22 protein-coding genes are annotated in these 23,365 nt (G+C 63.0%); 12 read left to right on the top strand and 10 right to left on the bottom strand.

Annotation, left to right across the window (positions count from 1 at the left end; all coding sequences use genetic code 11):
* Positions 1–11 precede the first annotated feature (11 nt).
* A complete protein-coding gene (locus NKH59_RS07195) occupies positions 12–416 on the bottom strand; it encodes a hypothetical protein (RefSeq protein ID WP_352470717.1) in 405 nt (134 codons plus the stop codon).
* Positions 417–835: 419 nt separating this feature from the next.
* Here NKH59_RS07195 and NKH59_RS07200 point away from each other — a divergent pair, with 419 nt between their 5' ends.
* Positions 836–2,038, top strand: coding sequence for an aromatic ring-hydroxylating oxygenase subunit alpha (locus NKH59_RS07200; RefSeq protein WP_352470716.1), 1,203 nt, complete (start codon positions 836–838; stop codon positions 2,036–2,038).
* 11 nt (positions 2,039–2,049) lie between these two features.
* On the opposite strand, the gene NKH59_RS07205 is transcribed toward NKH59_RS07200, so the two are convergent.
* The 3 genes from NKH59_RS07205 to NKH59_RS07215 form a co-directional block, all read right to left on the bottom strand.
* Entirely contained in the window at positions 2,050–2,817 is a 768-nt protein-coding gene (locus NKH59_RS07205) for a DUF429 domain-containing protein (protein WP_352772225.1), read from the bottom strand.
* A 62-nt stretch (positions 2,818–2,879) separates the two neighbouring features.
* The gene (pdxY, locus tag NKH59_RS07210; RefSeq protein ID WP_352772159.1) at positions 2,880–3,764 is read right to left on the bottom strand and encodes a pyridoxal kinase PdxY; all 885 of its coding nucleotides are present in this window, start codon (positions 3,762–3,764) and stop codon (positions 2,880–2,882) included.
* Positions 3,765–3,773: 9 nt separating this feature from the next.
* Complete coding sequence (locus tag NKH59_RS07215; protein ID WP_023678142.1) at positions 3,774–4,025, bottom strand: hypothetical protein; 252 nt, start codon at positions 4,023–4,025, stop codon at positions 3,774–3,776.
* Positions 4,026–4,186: 161 nt separating this feature from the next.
* Here NKH59_RS07215 and NKH59_RS07220 point away from each other — a divergent pair, with 161 nt between their 5' ends.
* From NKH59_RS07220 to ppa, 6 genes are all read left to right on the top strand, one after another.
* A complete protein-coding gene (locus NKH59_RS07220; protein WP_352470713.1) occupies positions 4,187–4,831 on the top strand; it encodes a LemA family protein in 645 nt (214 codons plus the stop codon).
* Between the two features lie 167 nt (positions 4,832–4,998).
* Positions 4,999–5,841, top strand: coding sequence for a TPM domain-containing protein (locus NKH59_RS07225; protein WP_352613230.1), 843 nt, complete (start codon positions 4,999–5,001; stop codon positions 5,839–5,841).
* A 76-nt stretch (positions 5,842–5,917) separates the two neighbouring features.
* Positions 5,918–6,736, top strand: a complete 819-nt coding sequence (locus NKH59_RS07230; RefSeq protein ID WP_352683761.1) for a TPM domain-containing protein — start codon at positions 5,918–5,920, stop codon at positions 6,734–6,736.
* Between the two features lie 10 nt (positions 6,737–6,746).
* Positions 6,747–7,385 (top strand): TPM domain-containing protein, encoded by a 639-nt coding sequence (locus NKH59_RS07235; protein ID WP_352613235.1) that lies wholly within the window; start codon positions 6,747–6,749, stop codon positions 7,383–7,385.
* A 117-nt stretch (positions 7,386–7,502) separates the two neighbouring features.
* Positions 7,503–8,009: a GNAT family N-acetyltransferase gene (locus NKH59_RS07240; RefSeq protein WP_023678138.1), complete on the top strand. Its 507-nt coding sequence runs from the start codon at positions 7,503–7,505 to the stop codon at positions 8,007–8,009.
* A 116-nt stretch (positions 8,010–8,125) separates the two neighbouring features.
* The gene (gene ppa, locus NKH59_RS07245; protein ID WP_352451245.1) at positions 8,126–8,656 is read left to right on the top strand and encodes an inorganic diphosphatase; all 531 of its coding nucleotides are present in this window, start codon (positions 8,126–8,128) and stop codon (positions 8,654–8,656) included.
* Positions 8,657–8,673: 17 nt separating this feature from the next.
* On the opposite strand, the gene NKH59_RS07250 is transcribed toward ppa, so the two are convergent.
* Both NKH59_RS07250 and NKH59_RS07255 read right to left on the bottom strand, forming a co-directional pair.
* On the bottom strand, positions 8,674–9,264 hold the full coding sequence (locus tag NKH59_RS07250; protein ID WP_353021409.1) for a hypothetical protein: 591 nt from the start codon (positions 9,262–9,264) through the stop codon (positions 8,674–8,676).
* 98 nt (positions 9,265–9,362) lie between these two features.
* Entirely contained in the window at positions 9,363–9,968 is a 606-nt protein-coding gene (locus NKH59_RS07255; protein ID WP_353021411.1) for a TetR/AcrR family transcriptional regulator, read from the bottom strand.
* A gap of 82 nt (positions 9,969–10,050) precedes the next feature.
* Here NKH59_RS07255 and NKH59_RS07260 point away from each other — a divergent pair, with 82 nt between their 5' ends.
* Entirely contained in the window at positions 10,051–11,334 is a 1,284-nt protein-coding gene (locus NKH59_RS07260; protein ID WP_352474677.1) for an MFS transporter, read from the top strand.
* A 195-nt stretch (positions 11,335–11,529) separates the two neighbouring features.
* Positions 11,530–13,104 (top strand): alkaline phosphatase D family protein, encoded by a 1,575-nt coding sequence (locus NKH59_RS07265; RefSeq protein ID WP_353013920.1) that lies wholly within the window; start codon positions 11,530–11,532, stop codon positions 13,102–13,104.
* Between the two features lie 46 nt (positions 13,105–13,150).
* Here the strand turns inward: NKH59_RS07265 and NKH59_RS07270 are convergent, their stop codons facing one another.
* Complete coding sequence (locus tag NKH59_RS07270; protein ID WP_353013922.1) at positions 13,151–13,432, bottom strand: hypothetical protein; 282 nt, start codon at positions 13,430–13,432, stop codon at positions 13,151–13,153.
* 198 nt (positions 13,433–13,630) lie between these two features.
* Between NKH59_RS07270 and typA the strand changes: the two genes are divergently transcribed.
* Positions 13,631–15,460 (top strand): translational GTPase TypA, encoded by a 1,830-nt coding sequence (typA, locus tag NKH59_RS07275; RefSeq protein ID WP_352451241.1) that lies wholly within the window; start codon positions 13,631–13,633, stop codon positions 15,458–15,460.
* Between the two features lie 255 nt (positions 15,461–15,715).
* Here typA and NKH59_RS07280 read toward each other — a convergent pair whose 3' ends face one another.
* Entirely contained in the window at positions 15,716–16,342 is a 627-nt protein-coding gene (locus NKH59_RS07280; protein WP_352540902.1) for a DUF1062 domain-containing protein, read from the bottom strand.
* A 393-nt stretch (positions 16,343–16,735) separates the two neighbouring features.
* Here NKH59_RS07280 and NKH59_RS07285 point away from each other — a divergent pair, with 393 nt between their 5' ends.
* A complete protein-coding gene (locus NKH59_RS07285; protein WP_352834068.1) occupies positions 16,736–17,350 on the top strand; it encodes a LysE family translocator in 615 nt (204 codons plus the stop codon).
* 7 nt (positions 17,351–17,357) lie between these two features.
* Here NKH59_RS07285 and NKH59_RS07290 read toward each other — a convergent pair whose 3' ends face one another.
* Both NKH59_RS07290 and NKH59_RS07295 read right to left on the bottom strand, forming a co-directional pair.
* Positions 17,358–17,681, bottom strand: a complete 324-nt coding sequence (locus NKH59_RS07290) for a YciI family protein (RefSeq protein WP_023678126.1) — start codon at positions 17,679–17,681, stop codon at positions 17,358–17,360.
* 137 nt (positions 17,682–17,818) lie between these two features.
* Positions 17,819–18,382 carry a peroxidase-related enzyme gene (locus NKH59_RS07295; RefSeq protein ID WP_352683681.1) on the bottom strand — a complete coding sequence of 188 codons (564 nt, stop codon included), beginning with the start codon at positions 18,380–18,382 and terminating at the stop codon, positions 17,819–17,821.
* Positions 18,383–18,512: 130 nt separating this feature from the next.
* On the opposite strand from NKH59_RS07295, the gene NKH59_RS07300 reads away from it, so the two are divergent.
* On the top strand, positions 18,513–23,333 hold the full coding sequence (locus NKH59_RS07300) for an NAD-glutamate dehydrogenase (RefSeq protein ID WP_353021413.1): 4,821 nt from the start codon (positions 18,513–18,515) through the stop codon (positions 23,331–23,333).
* Positions 23,334–23,365: the final 32 nt, after the last annotated feature.

Here is a 23,365-nt window from a genome sequence, read left to right on the forward strand (position 1 = left end):
TCGCAAAAAAATCAAAAAACGTTCGGCGTATCAGTCAGCGGGGCGGCGTTGGCGATCATGCGGACCGGCCGTGCCTTGCCCGACTGGGCGGCGATGACGCGCAGGCATTCCAGGCTCTCGGCGCCCCAGGCCTGCCCCTTGCAGGCAAAATCGATCTCCGGCGCCGGCAGGCGCGCCGTCTTGGTGGTGGTCGTCGCGCCATCGATGAGGTTGGCCGGCGGGTTCAGTGAGGCGAAGGCCGGACCGACGGTCGGTGTCAACGCCATGCCGGCAAATGCGGCAGCCGCCAGCAGCATGAACATCGCCATTGGATGATCACTGGCGCGCTGGCGCAGCGCCAGCTTCGGGCGCCGGTCGTTACGCTGGGGACCCTGCTGGCGAAGGTCGGTATCGGTGATCTGGATTTTCGTACGCATCGTCGTTTCCTTCGGTCTTCTTCTTTTCTCTGTTGAAACGAACCTAATCGCACCTTGTAACCGGCCAACGATGATGAATTAACGATTGTGTAACCGGCATGAAACCAAGCCCGCGGCCATTCCTGGGCAAACCGATCCGGCGTAGCCGGCAGCACCGGTGGCATTCTCTGCTCGTTTTCCGCTACCCACGGCACCAGATCCACGTCGCCTTTCCAGGCCCACGGAGCGTCGGGCGCTCAACAAGTGTAAGGGGATTAACGTCTGGAATTCCCGGGATTTTCCCGGCTTCGATCGTTCGGACTGGGCTCTCGAATCCCGTTCGATTTCCCGTCAAGACTTAGCCCCATTTTTCCAAGCCATTGCATTTCAATGGAAAATATGCTTTTATTGAATGACCATTCAATAAATAAAGAGCCTTTATGAACCCGCATCTGCGTGACGTGGCAATCCCCAACGATTGGGATCGGCGGGGGCTGCCGGGCTGGAGCTATCATTCCGACGCCTTGCTCGAACTCGAGAAAGAGCACGTCTTCCGCAATCATTGGCAGATCGCCGGCCATGTCTGCGACGTGCCGAACGCCGGCGACTATCTGACGATGGATGTGGTCGGCGAGCGGGCGCTGATCGTGCGCGGCAAGGATGGCGTTGTGCGCGCCTTCAACAATATGTGCCGCCACCGCGGCAGTCGCGTCGTTGCCGACAGCCAGGGCACTTGCAAGAATGCGCTGGTCTGCCCCTTTCATGGCTGGGTCTACAATCTCGACGGCACGCTGCGCGGTGCTGCCCGCCCCCGTTCATTCCCCGACCTCGACAAGACCGATTTCGGCCTGATGCCGCTCGAGCTCGAAATCTGGATGGGCTTCATCTTCATCCGTTTCCGCAAGGGTGGGCCGCAGCCATCGGTGGCCGAGCTGTTGAAGCCGATCGAAGCCGAGATTGCCCATTACGGCGTCGCCGAGATGGTGCCGTCCTGGGGCATCTGGACCCAAAGGACGCCGGTCAACTGGAAGTCGGTGCGCGATGTCGACAATGAAGGCTACCACGTCGCCATGGCGCATCCGGCGCTGCAGGACCTTTACGGTGCGACCTATTTCGACGAGCCGTTCGTCAACGGCGTGTCGCGCTCGTTCGCCACCTACAATCCGCATGCCGGACGGCGCTGGAGCGTCGCGCAGTACATCAAGCTCGCACCCGAGGCGAAGCACCTGCCGGAACACCTGCGCAAGGCCTGGATCTACTACGGCATCTTCCCGAACAACGTGCTGTCGATCATGCCGGAATCGGTGCAGTTCTATCAGGAATTTCCGCTGTCGACGGGTGAGACGCTGCTGCGCGGCGCCATCTACCGCTATCGCGACGAGACCAGGGAACAGGCGGCAGCCCGCTACCTATCCTACCGCATCGACCGCGACACGCTGGCCGAGGACGTGCAGCTTTCGATATGGTCCAACGAATCCATGCTGTCCGAAGCCTTCGGAGGTTTTTACCTCTCCGATCTCGAATATGGCGTGCGCACCCACCACGACCATTTGCGTAAGCAAGTTCCCGTGCTCGGATTGGAGACCGCGCCCGAGGAGAAGGATATGTGGGCACTCAACGAGGCGCTCAGATCACGCTCCTGACGCCCCGGTCCTCAGGCCCAAATGGCGACCGGAATACCGAAACGATCGGCGAGCGGCGGATCCGGAAACGGCATTGCCTCGCCTCTGACGATGCGTCCGGCAACCAGCATCATCGCCGCGGCGTCGAGGAAATCGTCGGCGGCCGCGCCGCGCGGCGGCGTCTGGTCGAGAAAATCTTGGCTATAACCATGCTGGGCAAGCAGCGCCTTGCGTTCGGCCATGCCGGCCGGATTGATGTTGCCCCTGATCTTCTTCGGCAGGCGCATAGCGCGGTCGCCGTTCAGTTTGCAGAAAGCAACTTCCGGATGCGATTCGAAGACGCGGCTGCGCAGTTCGGGCCGCGCGATCAGCAGCGAATCGATCTCGCGGATCTTGGCGAAGATGCCGAAGGCCTGGATCGAGACACCGCGCGGCGGATCTGATGTCGTCCTGGCCACCTCGCTTGCCTTGCGATGTGCGGCGTACCAGGCATCGACCGTGGTGAAGGCTTCGATCTCCGCGTAGAGCGCGGCGCGGGAGGGGATGGCAAAGACACTGGACTGCCGCGCCCCGAGCAACGGCCGCACCAGCGCCTCCGGGCCGCGACCGCCTCTTTGCGAGAAATCGGGCAGGCCGATTGGCATATCGACCGCTACCAACGAGTCGGCGGGCAGTCGGTCGAGCAACGCCGCGAAGCTCGGGAAAACGGCTGTCGACGGTGCCGCACCGGGATCGTGGCGGACGGCTATCCAGCCGGCCTTGCAACCGTCGACGCCGACAAGCACAACACCCCAAGGCATAACATCGTCGGGCGCAACATCCTTGGGCGCATCATCCTGGGGCACGGCGTCTTCGGCCTGCGTCACGCCCGGCGGTCCCGTTCCGGATGCAGCAGATGGCGAAGCTGCACCATCGCCATCGGGTGCGACAGGCTCTGGGCATCGGTCTCGAGCTGCAACTCGTCGCCGCCGCGCTTGGCGGTCCGCGCCAGGATCTCGTAGACCGCCGCCGTGGTCGATTGCAGCGCCTTGGCGGCCGGCTGGCCGGACAGGGTCCGCGCCAGGTAGACGGCCGCCGTCAGGTCGCCGAGCCCATTCGGCGGCTTGTCGATGAGCCGGTGTTCGGCAAGCAGTGCCTCCCTGCCGGCGAGCAGTAAATTGCCGGTGCCGCCGGCCATCATCGCCGGCGCCGATGTGACCAGCATGGCCGGTGGGCCGGCCTGCAGGGCTGCAGCCATTGCCGATTTCAAGTCGGGCAGCGGCGCTCCGGCCATCCATTCCAGCTCGTAGCGGTTGGGCGTGGCGATATCGGCGATCGGCATCAGCCGGTCGCGCATGGCGATTGCGGTCGGCTCAGGTACGTAGAGCCCGCCCGAATCGCCCATCACCGGATCGCAGACATAGAGGGCGTCCGGCGTCTTCGCCTTGACCGCGCCGACCAGCGAAGCGACGGCTTCGGCCTGGCCAGCCTCGCCGAGATAGCCGGACAGCACGGCGCCGACCTCGCCCAGCCACGGCGCGCGCTCGAGGTCGGCCATCAGCGCCCTGAACTGGTCCAGCGGCGGCACAATGCGGGTGGCCCGGCCATGGCCCGGATGCCAGGGCAGGATGACGGTCGGTACCGCCCAAACCGGAAAGCCGAGCGTCTCCAGCGCAAAGACAGCGGCACGGTTGCCGACCGAGCCACGGGCGACATGACTGGAGACGACGATGACCGCGCGCGGCGCGTCGGTTTTTTCGGCACTCATTGATTTTTCCTAACTGCCCCTGGTGACGAAAAGCACGAGCCAGATCAACAGGCCGATGGCAATAAGCAAGCCCGCTGCCCGACCGATGCGGGTGCCCCAATATTCGATCGGGTCCGACCGGTCGGCATCGGCCGCAGTGACGTGGTCGCGCGCGCCTTTAGTCGTTCGTGCAAGGAACGAGGTGCCCCCCGGGTCGGTCTCGCGCGCCACCCGTTCGATGATGCGGCGCGATTCCGCGTCGCTGTCGTGGCGTTTCGCCATGGTGATGTCCCGTTTTATGCCGAGCTTAACCCGTTCGCCTCGTCTGTCACAGGGCCCGACGGCGAATGGCAGAAACCAGTAACACTTCTCGGCCGAAGTCATTTTCTTACGCAAGGATTGTGCTAATGCTTCGCCTGCCAATGCTATCGAGGGGACTTATCATGCTTGCCCAGCGCCTTTCTTCGCCGCCAATCTTCCGTAATTTAGCTGCGTTCCTGGTTATGGCCGTCATGCTGCCGCTGCTTGCCGGCTGCGGCTACAACACCATTCCAACAGCTGAGGAAAACGCCAAGGCCGCATGGAGCGAGGTGTTGAATCAATACCAGCGCCGCGCCGATCTCATCCCCAATCTGGTCAACACGGTCAAGGGCTACGCGGCGCACGAGAAGGACACGCTCGATGCCGTGGTCGAAGCGCGCGCCAAGGCGACGCAGGTGACCGTGACGCCGGAAACGCTGAACAATCCGGAAGCCTTCAAGAAATTCCAGGACAGCCAGGCCGGCCTGACCAGCGCGCTGTCGCGCCTGCTGGCGGTGGTGGAGAACTATCCCGATCTCAAGGCCAACCAGAACTTTCTGGCGCTGCAAGCACAACTCGAAGGCACCGAGAACCGGATCACGGTCGCCCGCCGCGACTATATCCAGGCAGTGAGAGAGTACAATCTGACGCTGAGGACCTTCCCGTCGGTGATCTGGGCGACCTTGTGGTTCCGCGGCAACCAGCCGTTTGCGAATTTCACCATCGAGGAGGATAAGATGCAGCCGCCGAAGGTCGATTTCGGCACCAACACCACGCAAGGCGGGTGAAGAACAGCCGGTGAGCGTGGTCCCTATTGGCCTTGCACTCCGTAGCGCCCCCCTCTGCCCTACCGGGCATCTCCCCCTCCAGGGGGGAGATTGGCAGCTTTGGCTTCACCGCCCATCCTGCATCGTTGGAGATTGGCGAAAACAGCCCTGACAGCCGATCTCCCCCCTTGAGGGGGAGATGTCCGGCAGGACAGAGGGGGGCGCGACAGAACGCCAGCCTGGCCTTCCTGCTCGTCTTCCAAAGCCTTCTCCTCCTCCCGCTCACCGCCCTTGCCGCCGCACTGCCGGCGCTGACCGGACGGGTCGTTGACAATGCCGGCATCATCGATGCCGCGACCGAGGCGGCGCTGACGCAGAAGCTTGCCGAGTTCGAGACCAAAGGGTCCGACCAGATCGTCGTCGCGACCATCCCCAGCCTCGACGGCGAGGAGATCGAGCCTTACGCCAACCGGCTGTTCCGCGCCTGGAAACTGGGCCAAGCGAAGGAGAACAATGGCGTGCTTTTGCTGGTGGCGCCGAACGACCGCAAGATGCGCATCGAGGTCGGCTATGGGCTTGAAGGCACGCTGACCGACCTGCACACCAAGCTGATCATCGAAAACGACATGGTGCCGGCCTTCCGTGCCGGCGATTTCTCAGGCGGCATCAGCAAGGCCGTCGACGACATGATCATGGTGCTGGAAGGCAATCCCGAAGAGCTGGAGGCGCGCGGCGAACGCAACCAGCAGCCGCCGTTCAACAGCGACGATCTGTTCTTCACGATCTTCATAGCCATCTGGGCAATCATCTTTTTCGGCGGCCTCGCAGCCTCCATCCTGCCGCCGATCTTCGGCCAGAAGATCGGTCCCGGCCGCTATCGCTGGCTGGGCATGACCTTCGAGCCAAACCGGCGGTCGTCCGGCGGCTGGTCGGGAGGTTCCGGCGGGGGATGGTCGTCGGGTTCAAGCGGTGGCGGGTTTTCCGGCGGCGGCGGTTCGTCCGGCGGCGGCGGCTCCTCGGGAAGTTGGTGACGAGATGACAAGACACGCCGTCAGCCCGGTGGAATCCGGCCGTTTCACCAAAACGATCGGCACCGCGCTGTTGGCCATGGCGGTGCTGCTGGTCGGCTTCGCGGCCTTCGCCGCCGCACTGCCGGCGCTGACCGGACGGGTCGTCGACAACGCCGGCATCATCGATGCCGCGACCGAGACGGCGCTGACGCAGAAGCTTGCCGAGTTCGAGACCAAAGGGTCCGACCAGATCGTCGTCGCGACCATTCCCAGCCTCGACGGCGAGGAGATCGAGCCTTACGCCAACCGGCTGTTTCGCGCCTGGAGACTCGGCCAGGCGAAGGAGAACAACGGCGTCCTGCTTCTGGTGGCGCCGAACGACCGCAAGATGCGCATCGAGGTCGGCTATGGGCTTGAAGGCACGCTGACCGACCTGCACACCAAGCTGATCATCGAAAACGACATGGTGCCGGCCTTCCGTGCCGGCGATTTCTCAGGCGGCATCAGCAAGGCCGTCGACGACATGATCATGGTGCTGGAAGGCAATCCCGAAGAGCTGGAGGCGCGCGGCAAGCGCAATCCGGCGAATGACAATCCTGTCGATCCCATCTTCATGCTGTTCATCGTCCTGTGGGCGACGATGTTCTTCGGCGGCTTGGCAATGGCGTTCCTGCCGCCGATCTTCGGCACGAAACTGTCGCCGGGCGTGTACAAGTGGCTGGGCATGACGTTCCGCTACGGCCGTGGGCCAGCTTCGTCATCTTCCGGCGGCGGTAGCTGGACGTCCGGGACCTCGTCAGGCAGTGGCTGGTCGTCTGGAAGTTCCGGCAGCGGTTGGTCGTCCGGAAGTTCGGGCGGCGGGTTTTCAGGCGGCGGCGGCTCGTCCGGCGGCGGCGGTTCTTCAGGAAGCTGGTGAGACATCAATCATGGCAACACGACCGATCAGCCCCGAGGATCATGAGCGCATCGCCGATGCGATCCGCGCTGCCGAATCAAAGACCGACGGCGAGATCTACTGCGTCGTGGCGCATGCCAGCGACAGCTATTTCTTCCCGGCCGCTTTCATGGCGATGCTCAGCATGCTCGTCGTCAGCCTCGCCGTCGGTTACGGGCTGGAAGCCTGGTGGCTGTCGATCCGCTTGCCGCATTTCGTCATCGCCGAGCTTCTGGCGCTTGCCAGTGTGCTCATCCTGTTGTGGGCATTGCCGGCATTGCGCATCCATTTGGTGCCGAGGCGGCTGCGCTACCAGGCCGCCCACGCCAATGCGATGAAGCAGTTCCTCGCCCGCAACGTCCACCGCACCACGGCGCGCACTGGCGTGCTGGTGTTCGTCTCGATTGCCGAGCGCTACGCCGAGGTGGTCGCCGACAGCGGCATCGATTCTCGTGTCGGCCAGCATGTCTGGGACGGTGTCGTCCGCGACCTTACGGCGCATGCCGGCGACGATCGGCTTGCCGACGGGTTCGTCAAGGCGATCCAAGCAGTCGGTGGGGTACTGGCCGAGCATTTTCCGGTCTCGACCGGCGACAGCAACGAACTGGACGACCATCTGGTCGAGATTTGATCTCGCCAAAAGCGGTTTCGCAGCGTCTCAAGGACGCACCGTCCGGCTGTGTGAAAGCATCGCGGCGGTTGACCGGACTCTTGCAATCGGGCGCGGCGGGTTTATGGTTAACCAATCATGAATACGCTGAGCATCGACATCAGGAAAGCCGAACCGCGCGATGCAGCCGCCATTGCCGACGTGCATCTCGAGGCCTGGCGCGGCGCCTATTCGGGCATCATCCCGCACCGCACGCTGACATCGATGATCAACCGCCGCGGCGCCGACTGGTGGGCGAATGCCATTCGCCGCGCTGCCACCGTCCTGGTCGTCGAAATCGGCGGCAAAATTGCCGGCTATGCGACGATCGGCAAGAACCGCGCCCGCGAACTCAGGCAGCAGGGCGAGATCTACGAACTTTACCTGCGGCCGGAATATCAAGGCATCGGGCTCGGCAGCCGGCTGTTCTCGGCCGCGCGGGCACGGCTGGCCGACCATGGCCTGAAAGGCATGGTGGTCTGGGCGCTGGAAGACAATCAGAACGCACTTGCCTTCTATGCCGGCGCCGGTGGCCGCGATGTTGCCGAAGGCGTCGAGATATTCGAGCAGAAGGCGCTGAAGAAGGTCGCTTTCGTCTGGGAATGACGGCCAGCGCATGATCCGGCCGGTTTTCGGTTCGGACGATCTCCCCGTACCATTCGCCGCATTGCACCATTCGCCGTCGCCCGCTATCGATCTCCAATCGAGAGAGGGATAAAGCGATGCGTATCGAAGCGATTGCCAGCGGAAAGAACCCGCCCGAGGACGTCAACGTCATAATCGAGGTGCCGATCGGCGGCGAGCCGATCAAGTACGAGATGGACAAGGAGGCCGGCACGCTGTTCGTCGACCGCTTCCTGCACACTTCGATGCGCTATCCCGGCAATTACGGTTTCGTACCACACACGCTGTCGGGCGACGGTGACCCGATCGACGTATTGGTCTGCAACACGCGCGCGCTGGTGCCAGGCTGCGTCATCAATGTCCGGCCGATCGGCGTGCTGGTGATGGAGGACAATGCCGGCCAGGACGAGAAGGTCATCGCTGTGCCTTCGCCCAAGCTGACCTTGCGCTACGAGGACGTCCACGAATACACGCAATTGCCCGACATCACCCGCCAGCAAGTGCAGCACTTTTTCGAGCACTACAAGGATCTCGAACCCGGCAAATGGGTCAAGATCGAAGGCTGGTACGATGCGGCCTATGCCAAGAAGATGATCGTCGAGGCAATCGAGCGGGCCAGGCGCAAGTAATTATCGGGCGCAAATAATCAGTTGTCGACGCGGCCGAAAGCGGGCGCGTCGCCCAGCACCTCACGCTTGTCCTTGCCGCAGGCGAAGGTGCGTGCCTTCTCGTCGGCAAGCTTGCGCGCCTGATCGTTGGCGGCGGGATTGCCGGTGGCGAGCACAAGGCCGATCGTGCAGCCTTCGTGGGCGTCAGGCTGGGCAACCTTGGCCACAATCAGCACTTCCGTCGACTTGTTCTCGCCCTCGCTATCGCTGATCGAGCGACGATGGATGACGGCGAACGGAATGGCAGTTTTGCCGTTGGTTTCGATCCGCCACTCGACCTTGGGTCCAGCCGAATTGAGACCGGAAAAGCTTTCCCAGACCGTGGTCATGTCGCCAGGTGGAAAGCCGTAGAACAGCGATTCCCGCGCGTCGTCATAGGAAATCATCACCGGGTAGCCGCGGTAGCCCGAACAGGCGAGATCGGCCCAGTCGCCGTCGCCTTCTTCCGCTTGGGCATAGGTGACGCAGTCCTTCTCCCAATCGAGATCGGTATAGACGCTGGATATGTCGCCGGCCCGGGCCGCCTGGCAGAAACCGGCGAGGGCAAGCGGGATCAAGAGAGCGCGCATGGCGGAACAACTCAGTTCGGGGGGCGCAGCGTACCGTCAAATTTAGCGGCAGCCTAGAGGAAGTCAGGCTGCGCACAGTGGTCTTGTAAAACGGACCACTATTTCTTCAAGCTTGCCTCTATCAGAAGATCGGCGTTGCGGGCCACCGACTTCGCCGGCCCGCCGGCACCGAACAGCTGGCCGCTGATATAGGCGCCCTCGATCAGGAGCAGCAGCCCGTCGCCCAGCGTGTTGGCGTCGCCGGCGCCCATCTCTGCCGCCATGGCACGCAGGCGGCGGCGCAGTTCCTGCTTGTTGGCCTCGCTCACGACGCGGGCCGGATGGCCATGTTCGGGATATTCGACCGCGGCATTGGTCATGCCGCAGCCGCGATAGTCGGGCCTTTGCGTACGCTTGCCGACACGCGTCAGGAAGGTGACGATCTGCGCGCGCGGATCGCCGGGATGGGCATTCACCGCCTCGTCGAAACGCTCCCAGAATTCGAGATCATAGTGCCGGAGGTAGGATGCGGCCAGCTCATCCTTGGACGGAAAGCTGCGGTAGAGGCTGGGCTTGGTGACGCCGGCACGCCGCACGATCTCGTCGACGCCGATCGCTCTGATGCCTTGCCGGTAGAACAGGTCTCGCGCCACCTGGAGAATCCGTTCGGCGGCGCGAGGCGGCGGTGCGTCATTGGCCTTGATCGTTGGTTCAATGCTTTTCATGCCTGGTCTGCCGATTAGCTGGTTGACAATGTTACCGGTCGGTACGTATGTTTCGCGCTCCTGCAACGTACCGGTCAGTAACATGATAGCTCAATCCCGCCCGTTTGGCCAGCGCTACGCTTTCGTCGTGGTCGCCGTCATCTTCCTTTGCCTGCTGATCGCAGCGGGCCTGCGTTCGGCGCCGGCAGTCATGATGCTGCCGCTGGAGAACAGTTTCGGCTGGCGGCGCGACGTGGTGTCGCTGGCGGCGGCCACCGGCATCTTCCTCTATGGCCTGACCGGGCCGTTTGCCGCGGCGCTGATGGAGCGGATCGGGCTGCGCCGCACCTTGCTTGCCGCGCTGCTCTTGATGTCGGGATCGACCGCGCTCAGCCTGTTGATGACCAAACCGTGGCATCTGCTCCTCACCTGGGGCGTGTTTTCCGGCGTCAGCTCGGGCGCCGTCGCCACCGTGCTCGGCGCGACCATCGTCAACCGCTGGTTCAAGACCAATCGCGGCTTGGTGATGGGACTGATGTCGGCGTCCAGTGCCACCGGGCTGCTGGTCTTCCTGCCGCTGCTCGCCTCGCTGGCCCAGTCGGGCGGCTGGAAGCCGGTCGCCATCGCCATTGCCGTGGCCACCGCCTGCCTGGTGCCGCTGGTCTATATGCTGGTGCCGGAGCGCCCGGCGTCGATCGGCATGGTCCGCTATGGCGCCGATGCCGACGACGTGCCGCCGGTGCCGCCAGCCTCGCAAGGCAATTTCCTTTCGCATACATTGAGCACGCTGCGCCGCGCCGCCGGCACGCGCGTGTTCTGGTATCTGTTCGCCACCTTCTTCGTTTGCGGCTTCACCACCAACGGGTTGGTCGGCACGCATCTGATCGCTTTTTGCGGCGATATGGGCATCGGCGAAGTGCAGGCCGCAGGCCTGCTGTCGATGATGGGCATCTTCGACCTGATCGGCACGACGCTGTCGGGCTGGCTCACCGACCGTTTCGACCCGCGCAAGCTGCTCGGCGTCTATTACGGCATTCGCGGCCTGTCGCTGATCTATCTGCCCTATTCCGGCTTCTCGGCGACCAGCCTGATCATCTTCGCGGTGTTTTACGGACTGGACTGGATCGCCACGGTGCCGCCGACGCTCAGGCTTTCCAACGAGGCGTTCGGCGACCGCAGCGGGCCGATCGTCTTCGGCTGGATCGTCGCCGGCCATCAGGTTGGCGCCGCGACAGCGGCCTTCTTCGGCGGCACCATGCGCGAGCTGCAAGGCAATTACGAGCTTGCCTTCCTGATCGCCGGTATGACGGCAATAGCCGCCGCCTGCATCTCGCTGTTGATCAACACCAGCCGCCCGGCGTTTGATCCGGAACCGCAGGCGGCGTAGGGCGCAATCGCCGATGCAGGAGGCCGGCGCTCCATCCGAGACGACCCCCTCTGTCGCCTTCGGCGACATCTCCCCCTCGAGGGGGGAGATTCGCCAGCCTGTTCACTGTTATCAAACCTTCATCGTTTCGAAATGTGCCTGAAACATTGAAGCTGGAGCTTGGCGGCGACGTTCAACGCCATCCAGGAGACAGCCATGAACAAGATTTCGATGACGCGGCGCGCTTTCGTCACGTCGGCCAGCGCCGTTGGCCTGGTCGGCGCCTCGGGCCTCGCCCTCCCCCATTACTCGCGCGCCAATCAGCGCCCGGCTTTCACCCATGGCATCCAGTCCGGCGACGTCGACGCCACCAGCGGCATGGTCTGGACACGCACCGACCGGCCGTCGCGCGTCATGTTCGAGGTGTCGCGGACCGAAAGCTTCACCAATGCCGTCCGCCTCGCGCCGCTCGATACCTCGCCGGCCAGCGATTATACGGTGAAGCGGCTGCTTACCGATCTCGCCTCCGACCAGGACATCTTCTACCGCATGGTCGCGGCCGATCTTGCCGACATCAACGCCGTTTCCGAGCCGGTCGTCGGCCGCTTCCGCACGGCACCTGCCTCGAAGCGCGACATTCGCTTTGCCTGGTCGGGCGACACCGCCGGCCAAGGTTGGGGCATCGACGAGACCGGCATGAAGACCTACGCCACCATTGCCAAGCACACGCCCGACTTCTTCCTGCATTCGGGCGATACGATCTATGCCGATGGTGCGATGAAGGACGAGGTCGACCTGCCCAACGGCGGCAAGTGGAAAAACAAAGTGCTGATCGACGAGAAGCGCAAGGTTGCCGAGACGCTGGACGAATACCGGGCGCAGTGGAAATACAACATGATGGACAGGCATGTGCTGGCGCTCAGCGCCATCTGTCCGACCTTCTATCAGTGGGATGACCACGAGGTGCTGAACAACTGGTCGGACTCGAAGGACCTGAGCGCCGACGATCGCTACACTGAAAAATCCGTCCATGTGCTGGCGGCACGTGCGGCGCGCGCCTTCCACGAAATGACGACGATCCGTTACGAGCCGTCGGAGCCCGGCCGCGTCTACCGCAAGATCGCCTATGGTCCGCTGCTCGACGTGTTCTTCCTCGACATGCGTTCCTACCGCGGCCCCAACGGTCCGGATATGCAGGAGACGATGACGCCGCAATCGCGCATCCTCGGTGAACAGCAGATCAAGTGGCTGAAGCGTGAACTGGCGAATTCCAACGCAACCTGGAAAATCATCGCCGCCGACATGCCGCTCGGCCTCGTCGTCTGGAACGACGGCACCAAGAAGGTAGGGGCCGAGGCGGTCAGCAATGGCGACAATGGCCCGGCCAAAGGGCGTGAGCTGGAAATTGCCGACCTTCTTCGCTATATAAAGAATGCGGGTATCAGCAACACTGTCTGGCTCACCGCAGACGTGCATTATACAGCCGCGCATTACTACAATCCGGACAAGGCGCAGTTCCAGGACTTCAATCCGTTTTGGGAATTCGTTTCGGGTCCGATCCATTCCGGCACGTTCGGGCCTAATGGTTTCGATATGACATTCGGCCCGGAGCTGAGGTTCATAAAGGCACCAACTGCCGAACAGGGTCAAAACCTGCCGCCTTCGGCCGGCCTGCAGTTCTTCGGGCTCGTCGAGATCGATGGCGCCACCGAGCAGTTGACGGTGCGGCTGATGGATCGCGACGACAGCGAACTCTACAAGGTCACGCTCGATCCGGTGCGGTCGGCGTGAGCGACGGCGCCACTACCCTCGGGCCAGCCCGAGGGTAGGACGTATATCAATCGGGATAGCAGACGACGGGAATGTTGGGCCAGACGGCGCTGTCGCATCCGGCATTTTGCTGCCGCTGCTTGAAGGCGGCGCTGACCGGCCCGGTCACCACCGGATCGACGCCATCGGGAGCATCGGCAAAAAGCTGCTCCGCCGACGGCTTGTCGGGCGGCAAAGCAGACCGCGTCTCCTTGAACGACGCCGCCGATTGCGCCGCGCCGGCCGCGAGGAGGACGGCAAGCGCGGTACATGCCAAAATCGGCCGGAGTTTGATGCCTACCTCGATCATGAAATTCGAACTGTCCGGACCATGAAAGGTTCCGCCTTGGTTAATAATTCCACTTCACACCAAGACATTTAAGATTTGGTGACTTTATTTGGTGGCTCGCCTCCTCTTTCGCAATTGCGAAAAACCCTGTATGAGCCGCCCAACCGAAAGAGGCAGCGCCTTTTGGCCTGCTGCCTGCAACGCTCCCGAGACCAAAACATGAAAATCCGCAATATCGCGATCATCGCGCACGTCGACCATGGAAAAACCACCCTCGTCGACCAGCTTCTGAAACAGTCCGGCTCGTTCCGCGACAACCAGCGCGTCGCCGAGCGCGCCATGGATTCGAACGACCTCGAAAAGGAACGCGGCATCACCATCCTGGCCAAGGCGACCTCGGTCGACTGGAAGGACACCCGCATCAACATCGTCGACACGCCCGGCCACGCCGACTTCGGCGGCGAGGTCGAGCGCATTCTGTCGATGGTGGATTCGGCCATCGTGCTGGTCGACGCCGCCGAGGGGCCGATGCCGCAGACCAAATTCGTGGTCGGCAAGGCACTCAAGGTTGGACTGAAGCCGATCGTCGTCATCAACAAGATCGACCGGCCAGATGCCCGCCACGTCGAAGTGGTGAACGAGGTGTTCGATCTTTTTGCAGCACTTGACGCTACCGACGAGCAGCTCGACTTCCCTATCCTTTACGGTTCAGGCCGCGACGGCTGGGTCTCGGAAAACCCCGAAGGTCCGAAGGACCAGGCTCTGGCGCCGCTGTTCGACCTCGTCATCAAGCACGTGCCGGCGCCGACCGTTCATCCCGGCCCATTCCGCATGATCGGCACCATCCTGGAAGCCAATCCTTTCCTCGGCCGCATCATCACCGGCCGTATCGAATCCGGCACGCTGAAATCCAACCAGGCGGTCAAGGTGCTGCACCATGACGGCACCCAGGTCGAAACCGGCCGAATCTCGAAAATCCTTGCTTTCCGCGGGCTCGAGCGCCAGCCCATTGACGAGGCGCAGGCGGGCGACATCGTCGCCATCGCCGGCCTGTCGAAAGGCACTGTCGCCGACACCTTCTGCGACCTGTCGGTGACCGAGCCGCTGCACGCGCAGCCGATCGATCCGCCGACTGTGACGATGTCTTTCCTCGTCAACGATTCGCCGCTGGCCGGTACCGAAGGCGACAAGGTGACCAGCCGCGTCATCCGCGACCGCCTGCTGCGCGAGGCCGAAGGCAATGTCGCGCTGAAGATCGAGGAATCACCTGACAAGGATTCGTTCTTCGTTTCCGGCCGCGGCGAATTGCAGCTGGCCGTGCTGATCGAGACGATGCGCCGCGAAGGTTTTGAGATCGCCGTGTCGCGGCCGCGCGTCGTCATGCAGAAGGGCGATAGCGGCGAATTGCTGGAGCCGGTCGAGGAAGTCGTCATCGACGTCGACGAGGAGCATGCCGGCGTCGTCGTGCAGAAGATGTCGGAGCGCAAGGCCGAGATGGTCGAGCTTCGCCCTTCGGGCGGCAATCGCCAGCGCATCGTCTTCCACGCGCCGACGCGCGGGTTGATCGGCTACCAGTCGGAACTGTTGACCGACACGCGCGGCACCGCTGTGATGAACCGGCTGTTCCATGCCTATGAACCTTACAAGGGTGAGCTGCCTGGCCGTACCAACGGCGTGCTGATCTCCAACGAACAGGGTGAATCGGTGGCGTACGCCATGTGGAACCTGGAAGACCGCGGCCCGATGGTCATCGACCCCGGCGTCAAGGTCTATCAGGGCATGATCATCGGTATCCATTCCAGGGACAACGACCTCGAAGTCAACGTGCTCAAGGGCAAGAAGCTGACCAACATCCGCGCCGCCGGCAAGGACGAGGCGGTGAAGCTGACACCGCCGATCCGCATGACGCTGGAACGCGCGCTGGCCTGGATCCAGGACGACGAGCTGGTCGAAGTGACGCCGAAGACCATCCGCCTGCGCAAGCTCTATCTCGATCCGAACGAGCGCAAGCGTTTTGAGAAGTCGGCGAAAGTGGTCGGCGCAGCATAAAGGGCAATACCGCGCAATGAGCGGTAAACTCGTCACGGCTGTCATATACGACAATCGACCCGAGGCCGAAGTTTGCGTGTCGATGCTCGACGCGTATGGAATTTATGCTCTCGCGAATTATCTTCTCGACACGGGCAGGCTTGGCTTGATCCATGTGCAAGTCGCCGACTCGATCTCGATGCGGCCAAGGGTTTGATTGGCTCGGCCTCCAAAGAGGGCGACTGACCCCTGGCCGTACGGATTCCTGCCGTTGCCTCATTCACCTGCAGCCGAAATGATTTTGTCCCGGTCTGGTTCGCCAGACAGGTGGATCTGGATCGCCGTTCCCGCCCGCGCTGGCTTGCGCAAGGCTTTGGCTCCGTCCGGACCAACCACCAGCAATCGTTTCTCTTCCCAAACCTGAAGCCGCGATCGCGAGACACCGAGTTCGTTGGCGAGCAACCGGTCGAGCCGCAGCGCTGTCGGCATTTCGAGCCAGAGCTGAAGTTCGAGCGCGCTGGTATTTTCCGGTCTATCCCCGAGCGCCTGCTTATGAACGACGGCTTCGGGAAACTCCTCGACGCGCCCGATACTGCTTCGCAATGCGGCAACATCGAAGGCATGGCGCCGCGCCAGGACCGGATCGTTGCTTTCGAGCGCCTGCAATATTGTCGGTTCGATATCGCGGCGGCTGCAGCGCTCCAGAATGCCGAAATTCCAGGAATTGTCGCAGTCGATGCAGCGGTAGATCAACCAGGCGTCAATGCGCTTGCCGTTGGCATTGACCCGGAATTTGCCGCTGCAGCGATAGGCTTTCAGGCCGCCGCAGCGATTGCAGTTGAGGTGAGGTCGAGGTGCGGTCTTGGGTGTGATCGTCCAGCGGATACGCAGTATCGAAGGCATGCCGAAAAGCCCTTCCCGTCGGGAAGTTCGTCAGATCGGCGATATCGAGAACCCATGCGGGCACGGCGTGGCGAGAGACTGCGGCAGTTGGAAATCAGGTGTCGCGGGTGGTTATGCGCGACAGCGGTTCAGCAGTGCCAAACCGGTCTCGAACCGCCACCCGAGGAACACATGATGTGAAAACAGGCATCGCGACTGCGACGCCCTGCTCTGTGTTGGGGGAGTTGACGAGACCGGCGGTTACGAAGGCAAAGTGAAGCTCGAAATGATGTCGGGACGACATTTCTAGCCGCGAGGTGCCTGGCCGACAAGCCTTCTTTCGGTGGACGCTACTGTCGTCGGACCAGTTGGGTTATCTTGAACGACCCAAACATTTCAAACGGGATCCGCGTCATGCATTTCACATCGCTTCTGATTTTTGCCGGCGCCCTGCTTGTTGCCGCCGGCTCGCCCGGCCCATCGATCGCCGCTCTTGTGGCGCGGGTCATCGCAAAAGGGTTTCGCGACGTGTTCCCGTTCCTGCTTGCGATGTGGATCGGCGAAGCGATCTGGCTGTCGCTGGCGGTGTTTGGCCTCGCCGTGGTGGCGCAGACGTTCCACTTTGCCTTTGTCGTCGTGAAGTGGGTCGGCGTCGCCTATCTCGGCTGGCTTGCCTGGAAGATGTGGACGGCACCGGTCGAGGCCAAGGAAGGCGCGCTGCCGCGCGAAGATTCGCCCGTCAGACTGTTCTTTGCCGGCATGGCGGTGACACTCGGCAACCCCAAGATCATGATGTTCTATCTGGCGCTGCTGCCGACCATCATCGACCTCGGTTCGGTCAGCATGGTGGGCTGGATCGAATTGACGGCGACCATGGCAGTGGTCCTGGTCGCCATCGATTTGACATGGGTGCTCGCCGCATCGCAGGCGCGCAAGCTCTTGAGGAGCAAGCGGGCGATGAAAATCGCCAACCGCATCAGCGCCGGTACCATGGCCGGCGCTGCGGCGGCGATCGCCGCGCGGTCTTGAGCCGGCGTCAACCCATTTCGATTATCGGTGCGATCTCGACGCTGAAACCCGGGTCCGTCAAGATAGGACAATCCTTGGCCTTGCCGACGGCATCGTCGATGTCCTTTGCTTCGATGATGGTGTAACCGGCGGTCGGATTGCTGCCGCCATTGTTCTCGACCTTGCCGCCAGGCAGCAGGGTCTTCGACATGCCGACTGGATTGCCGCCGTCGACCACCGCTGAGCCAAGCTTGCCGTACCAGCCGTTCCAGGCATCCATCGCTGCCTTCCGTTCGGCCTCCTCGGTTGGCATCTTGCCCGAGCCGTGATAGACGTAGAGAAATTTCGCCATGTTCTCCTCCTCTGATCGGCGGCATCGAACCGGCATGCGGTCATGCCGCATGCCGATCATCGGACCAAACCGGCAAACAAGCAACGAGAATGCGAAGTAGCTAATATAATATGCCGTTGACTCGCAACGGCGGTGCCCTATCGCGCCATCGCATGGTATTCATCGTTCGGCCGCATATCGATTGCCGATGCCAGCCGGTTCGACATGTTGAAGAACGCCGCGGTCGAGGCGACGTCCCAGATGTCGCGGTCGGAAAAGCCGACTTGCCGCAACGCCGCCCGGTCCGCTTCGACGATCTTTGCCGGCTGCCCGGTCAGCTTCACCGCGAATTCGAGCATGGCGCGTTGCCTGTCCGACAGCTTGGCGGCGCGAAAATTCATCACCATCATCTCGCCGAAGGCTGGGTCGCCGGAAAGCTGGCGCACCGCCGCGCCATGCGCGGCCAGGCAATAGTAGCAATGGTTGACCGATGAGACGGCCACCGCGATCATCTCGCGCTCGAGTTTCGACAGGCCGGATTCACCCAGCATCAAATCATTGTACATGTCGGTGAAAGCGCGCAGCTTCTTCTCGTCGAACGCATAGGCGAGCAGCACGTTGGGAACGAGGCCGAGCTTCTCCCGGCACTTGGTGAAATAGGCCTTGGTCGCGTCGCTCAGCTCCGCCGGTGCCAGGTCAAGCGCGGTGATTTTGTCCGTCATGGCGGATCTCTCCTCTTTTTCGCCAGGCTGCCGGTGAATTCCGACATTTCGTCGCAAGCCGTCAAACCTTTGTCGCCAAATACCCGTCATCTGTTAGCATAGCCGCAAAAACATGTGACGGGAGGGACTCATGGCCAGCGTAAAGTCAGCGAGCCGGTTGAAAAAAGCCGGCCTGACGAGGGGTGAAGCCGCGGGTGGTGAAAAGCCCGGCAGGCTTGCCGACTACCTGCTGGCCCGAGCTCCGGCCGAAGATGTCGCCGCCTACGACGTCATCGATCTCGAACGCGCTGCCGAACTCGCCGGCCGCGCAGTGGCCAGGCACAAGAAGGACGACTGCGTCGTTGCCATAGACGTCGATTCCGGTGTCGTCCGCCAGGGCCGGCCGATGACGGTGATCACTGTCGTCAACGACAACATGCCGTTCCTGTTCGATTCCGTCCTCGGCGAGATTACAGAAAGCGCCGGCGAGCCGCTGCTGGTTACCCATCCAGTCATAGTCGTCAGGCACGGCAAGAACGGCGTCGAGGAAATCCTCGGCGATGGCGGTTATGCCAAGGGCGACCACAGCCATGACCGACTGAGCGTCATCCATGTCCATATCGGCCGCCTTTCGGCCGAGCAGGCCGAAGGCCTGGCCGCACGCCTGACGAAGCTGCTCGGCCAGGTGCGAGCCGCCGTCACCGACTGGAAGCCGATGCTTGCCCGCCTCGACCAGGCGATCTCGGAATTCCGCTACTCGCCAGTGCCGCTCGACAAGGCCCATGTCACCGAGGCGATCGCCTTCCTCGAATGGCTGCGCGACGACAACTTCACCTTTCTCGGCATGCGCGAATTCAACTATACCGGCGGCGAGACGAGCGGCATGCTCGAGCGCGCCGAAAAGCCCGGCCTCGGCATCCTTTCCGATCCCGACGTGCTGGTGCTCAGACGCGGCACCGAAGCGGTGAGCACGACGCCGGAAATCCGCGCCTTCCTGCATGGGCCGGAACCGCTGATCGTCACCAAGGGCAACGCCAAGTCGTCGGTGCACCGCCGCATCTACCTCGACTACATCGGCGTCAAGACCTACACCGGCAAAGGCGTGCTTTCAGGCGAGCTCCGTATCGTCGGCCTGTTCACCTCGACTGCCTATACGCGCTCGGTGATGAAAATCCCCTATCTGCGCTCGAAGGCGGAAACCGTCATCGCCAAATCCGGCTTCAATCCAAGCGACCATTCCGGCAAGGCATTGATCAACGTGCTGGAGAGCTATCCGCGCGACGAGCTGTTCCAGGTTCCGGTGCCGATCCTGCGCAAGCATGCCGAAGCCATACTGGGCTTGATCGAGCGGCCGCGCGTCAGGGCATTGGTGCGTGTCGACCAGTTCGACCGCTTCGTCTCCGTGCTCGTCTTCGTGCCGCGTGACCGCTACGACAGCGTCGTGCGCGAGAAGATCGGCACTTATCTGAAGACCGTCTTCGAAGGCCGGCTGTCGGCGTACTATCCGGCCTTCCCGGAAGGCGGGCTGGCGCGCGTCCATTTCATCATCGGCCGCTCCGGCGGCAAGACGCCGAAGGTCGAGCAGGCAACGATCGAGGCGGCGATCCGCGACATCGTACGGACCTGGGACGATGCCCTGCGCGAGACCGCGACCGAGACCGGCGCCGATGCGAGACTCACGGCCATCGCCTCGCGTTTTTCGGAAAGCTATCGCGACAGTTTTCGGCCGGCCGTGGCGCTGGCCGATGCCGGGCGCATCGCCAAGCTCGATGCCTCAAATCCGATCGCCATCGACTATTACCGTCACGCCGACCAGAAGCCGCATCAGGCGGCGCTGAAGATCTATCACCATGGCAGCCCGGTGGCGCTGTCGCGGCGCGTTCCCGTGCTGGAAAACATCGGTTTCCGCGTCATCAGCGAGCGCACTTTCGAGGTCGGCGACATTCAATCCGGCACGATCAATAGTGATCAGCCCGGCATGGTCTTCATCCACGACATGGAACTCGAGAACAGCTACGGCAGGCCGATCGACCTCGGCAATGGCGGCGCGCTGTTCGAGGATGCGTTCCTTTCCGTCTGGCGCGGTGATGTCGACAATGACGGCTATAACGGCCTTGCCCAGACCGCCGGCCTGTGGTCGGGCGAGATCACCGTCCTGCGCGCCTATGGCCGCTATCTGCAGCAGGCCGGCATCCCGCAGAGCCAGGATTTCATCGCCGCCGCGCTCAACCGTTATCCCGAGATCGCCCGCGACCTGCATGCGCTGTTTGTCGCCCGCCTCGGCGCGACGGCCGAGAAGGAAGGCGTCGTTCAGGCCAAACATCTGAAAGCCAAGATCACGGATGCGCTGGAAGACGTTCCCAACATTGACGACGACACCATCATCCGCCGTTATCTGAACCTGATCGAAGCCTCGCTGCGCACCAATCATTTCGTTGCCGACACGAAACAGAAAGGCCAATCGCTGGCGATCAAGCTCGATTCGCAATCGGTCGACGGGCTGCCGGCGCCGCGGCCATGGCGGGAGATCTTCGTCTACGGCTCCGAGGTCGAGGGTGTGCATCTGCGCTTCGGCCCGGTCGCGCGTGGCGGCCTGCGCTGGTCGGACCGTGCGCAGGACTATCGCACCGAGGTGCTCGGCCTGGTCAAGGCACAGCAGGTCAAGAATGCGGTGATCGTGCCGGTTGGCGCCAAGGGCGGCTTCTACCCGAAAAAGCTGCCGATGAGCGCCGGGCGCGACGCAATTTTCGAGGCCGGCACGGCCGCCTACAAGAATTACGTTTCCAGCCTGTTGTCGATCACCGACAATATCGGGCTGGACGGCGTCATCCCGCCACCCGGCGTCGTGCGGCGCGATCAGGATGATCCGTATTTCGTCGTCGCCGCGGACAAGGGCACGGCGACCTTCTCGGACATCGCCAACGCCATCAGCGAAAGGCACGGCTTCTGGCTCGACGACGCTTTCGCCAGCGGCGGTTCGGCCGGCTACGACCACAAGAAGATGGGCATCACCGCCAAGGGCGCCTGGGAAGCGGTCAAGCGGCATTTCCGCGAGATGAACCGCGACATCCAAACCACGCCGTTCACCGTCGTCGGCGTTGGCGACATGTCGGGCGACGTGTTCGGCAACGGCATGCTGCTGTCGGAGCAGACCCGGCTGATCGCCGCCTTCGATCATCGCGACATCTTCATCGATCCCGATCCCGACATGGCCGCTTCGATGGCCGAGCGCCGGCGTATGTTCGCTCTCGCCCGCTCAAGCTGGCAGGATTACGACAAGACGAAGCTGTCCGAAGGCGGCATCATCGTCTCGCGCAGCCAGAAGTCGATCACCTTGCCGGCCGCCGCGGCTGCAGCTATCGGCCTCGGCAAGACAACGGCCACGCCGGTCGAGATCATGAGTGCCATCCTCAAGGCGCCGGCAGATCTTTTGTGGTTCGGCGGCATCGGCACCTATGTCAGGGCATCGGGCGAGACCAACCAGGACGTCGGCGACCGTGCCAATGACGCGATCCGCATCGCCGCGCTCGACCTGCGTGCCAAGGTCATCGGTGAAGGCGCCAATCTCGGCGTCACACAGCGGGCGCGCATCGAATTCGGATTGAACGGCGGCCGCTGCAACTCAGATGCGATCGACAATTCGGGCGGCGTGAACTGCTCAGACGTCGAGGTCAACATCAAGATCGCGCTGGCTTCCGCCATGCGGAAGGGTTCGCTGACGCGGCCGTCGCGCAACAAATTGCTGGCCGAGATGACCGACGAGGTCAGCGCCCTGGTGCTGTCCAACAATTACCAGCAGACGCTGGCGCTGTCCCTTGCTCGCAAGCGCGGCCTTGCCGACATTGCCCATCAGAGCCGCTTCATGGAGGCGCTCGAGGCGCGCGGGCTGCTCGACCGTGCCGTCGAGACGCTGCCGTCGCCGGCGGCGCTTGCCGCGCGCGAAGCGCGCGGCGAGCCGCTCACCCGGGCCGAGCTCGGCGTGCTGCTTGCCTATGCCAAGATCGTGCTGTTTTCCGATATCGTCGCCAGCGACGTGCCGGACGATCCGCATTTCGACCGCGACCTGATGGGTTACTTTCCCGACCGCATGGCAAAGAAATATGCGGCGGAAATCCACGGCCATCGCCTGCGCCGCGAGATCATCGCCCGTGCCGTCGCCAATGACCTGGTCAATCGCGGCGGCCCGTCCTTCGTCAACAGGCTGCAGGAAGCGACCGGGCGCAGTGCCGCCGATGTCGTGCGCACCTTCGCCGTGGTGCGGGATGGCTTTGCGCTGCCGGCGCTCTATCGCCAGATCGACGCGCTCGACAACCGGATCGACGGACAGATCCAGCTCGACCTCTATCAGGCGGTCAGCCGGCTGATCTATGTGACCGGCGGCTGGTACCTGAAGAACGATGCCGGCACCGCACCGCTCGGGCAGCGGATCACCGAGTTGCAGGATGCGCGCAAGGCGCTGGAGCCGAAGCTCGTTGCGCTGTTGCCGGCCTTCTCGCGCGAGCGGATCGAGGAGCGGCGGCACAGCCTGTCGAAGGGCGGCGCGCCCGAGAGCCTGGCCGAGCAACTGGCGTTGACCGATGTGGCGGAACTCATCCCCGACATTGCGCTGACGGCGCGGACGGCAAATGCCGGCATCGTCGCTGCCGCCAAGGCGTTTTTTGCAGTCAGCGATGTCTTCCGCATACCGCGCGTCGAAGATGCGGCGCGCTCGATCACGCCCTCGGATTATTACGATCAACTGGCGCTTTCGCGCGCCACCGACACGATCGGCGCCGCCAGGCGCGGCATCGCGGTGGCGGCACTCACCAGTCATGCCGAGGCGGCGGATCCGGTGACAGCATGGTTGGAGGCGGGCGGCGAACGGGTCGGACGCATCCGCGAGCGGTTGCAGGCTCTGACCGAGGGCGGCGACATCACCGTGTCGCGGCTGTCGGTGGCGTCCGGCCTGATGAGCGATCTGACAGGGCTGTGAGACGTCTTCCACATCGCGCGGGATTGCCGGGA

Origin of the sequence: Mesorhizobium sp. M0998, from assembly GCF_040318885.1 — a bacterium.
In the GTDB taxonomy this organism is placed as follows: Bacteria; Pseudomonadota; Alphaproteobacteria; order Rhizobiales; family Rhizobiaceae; genus Mesorhizobium.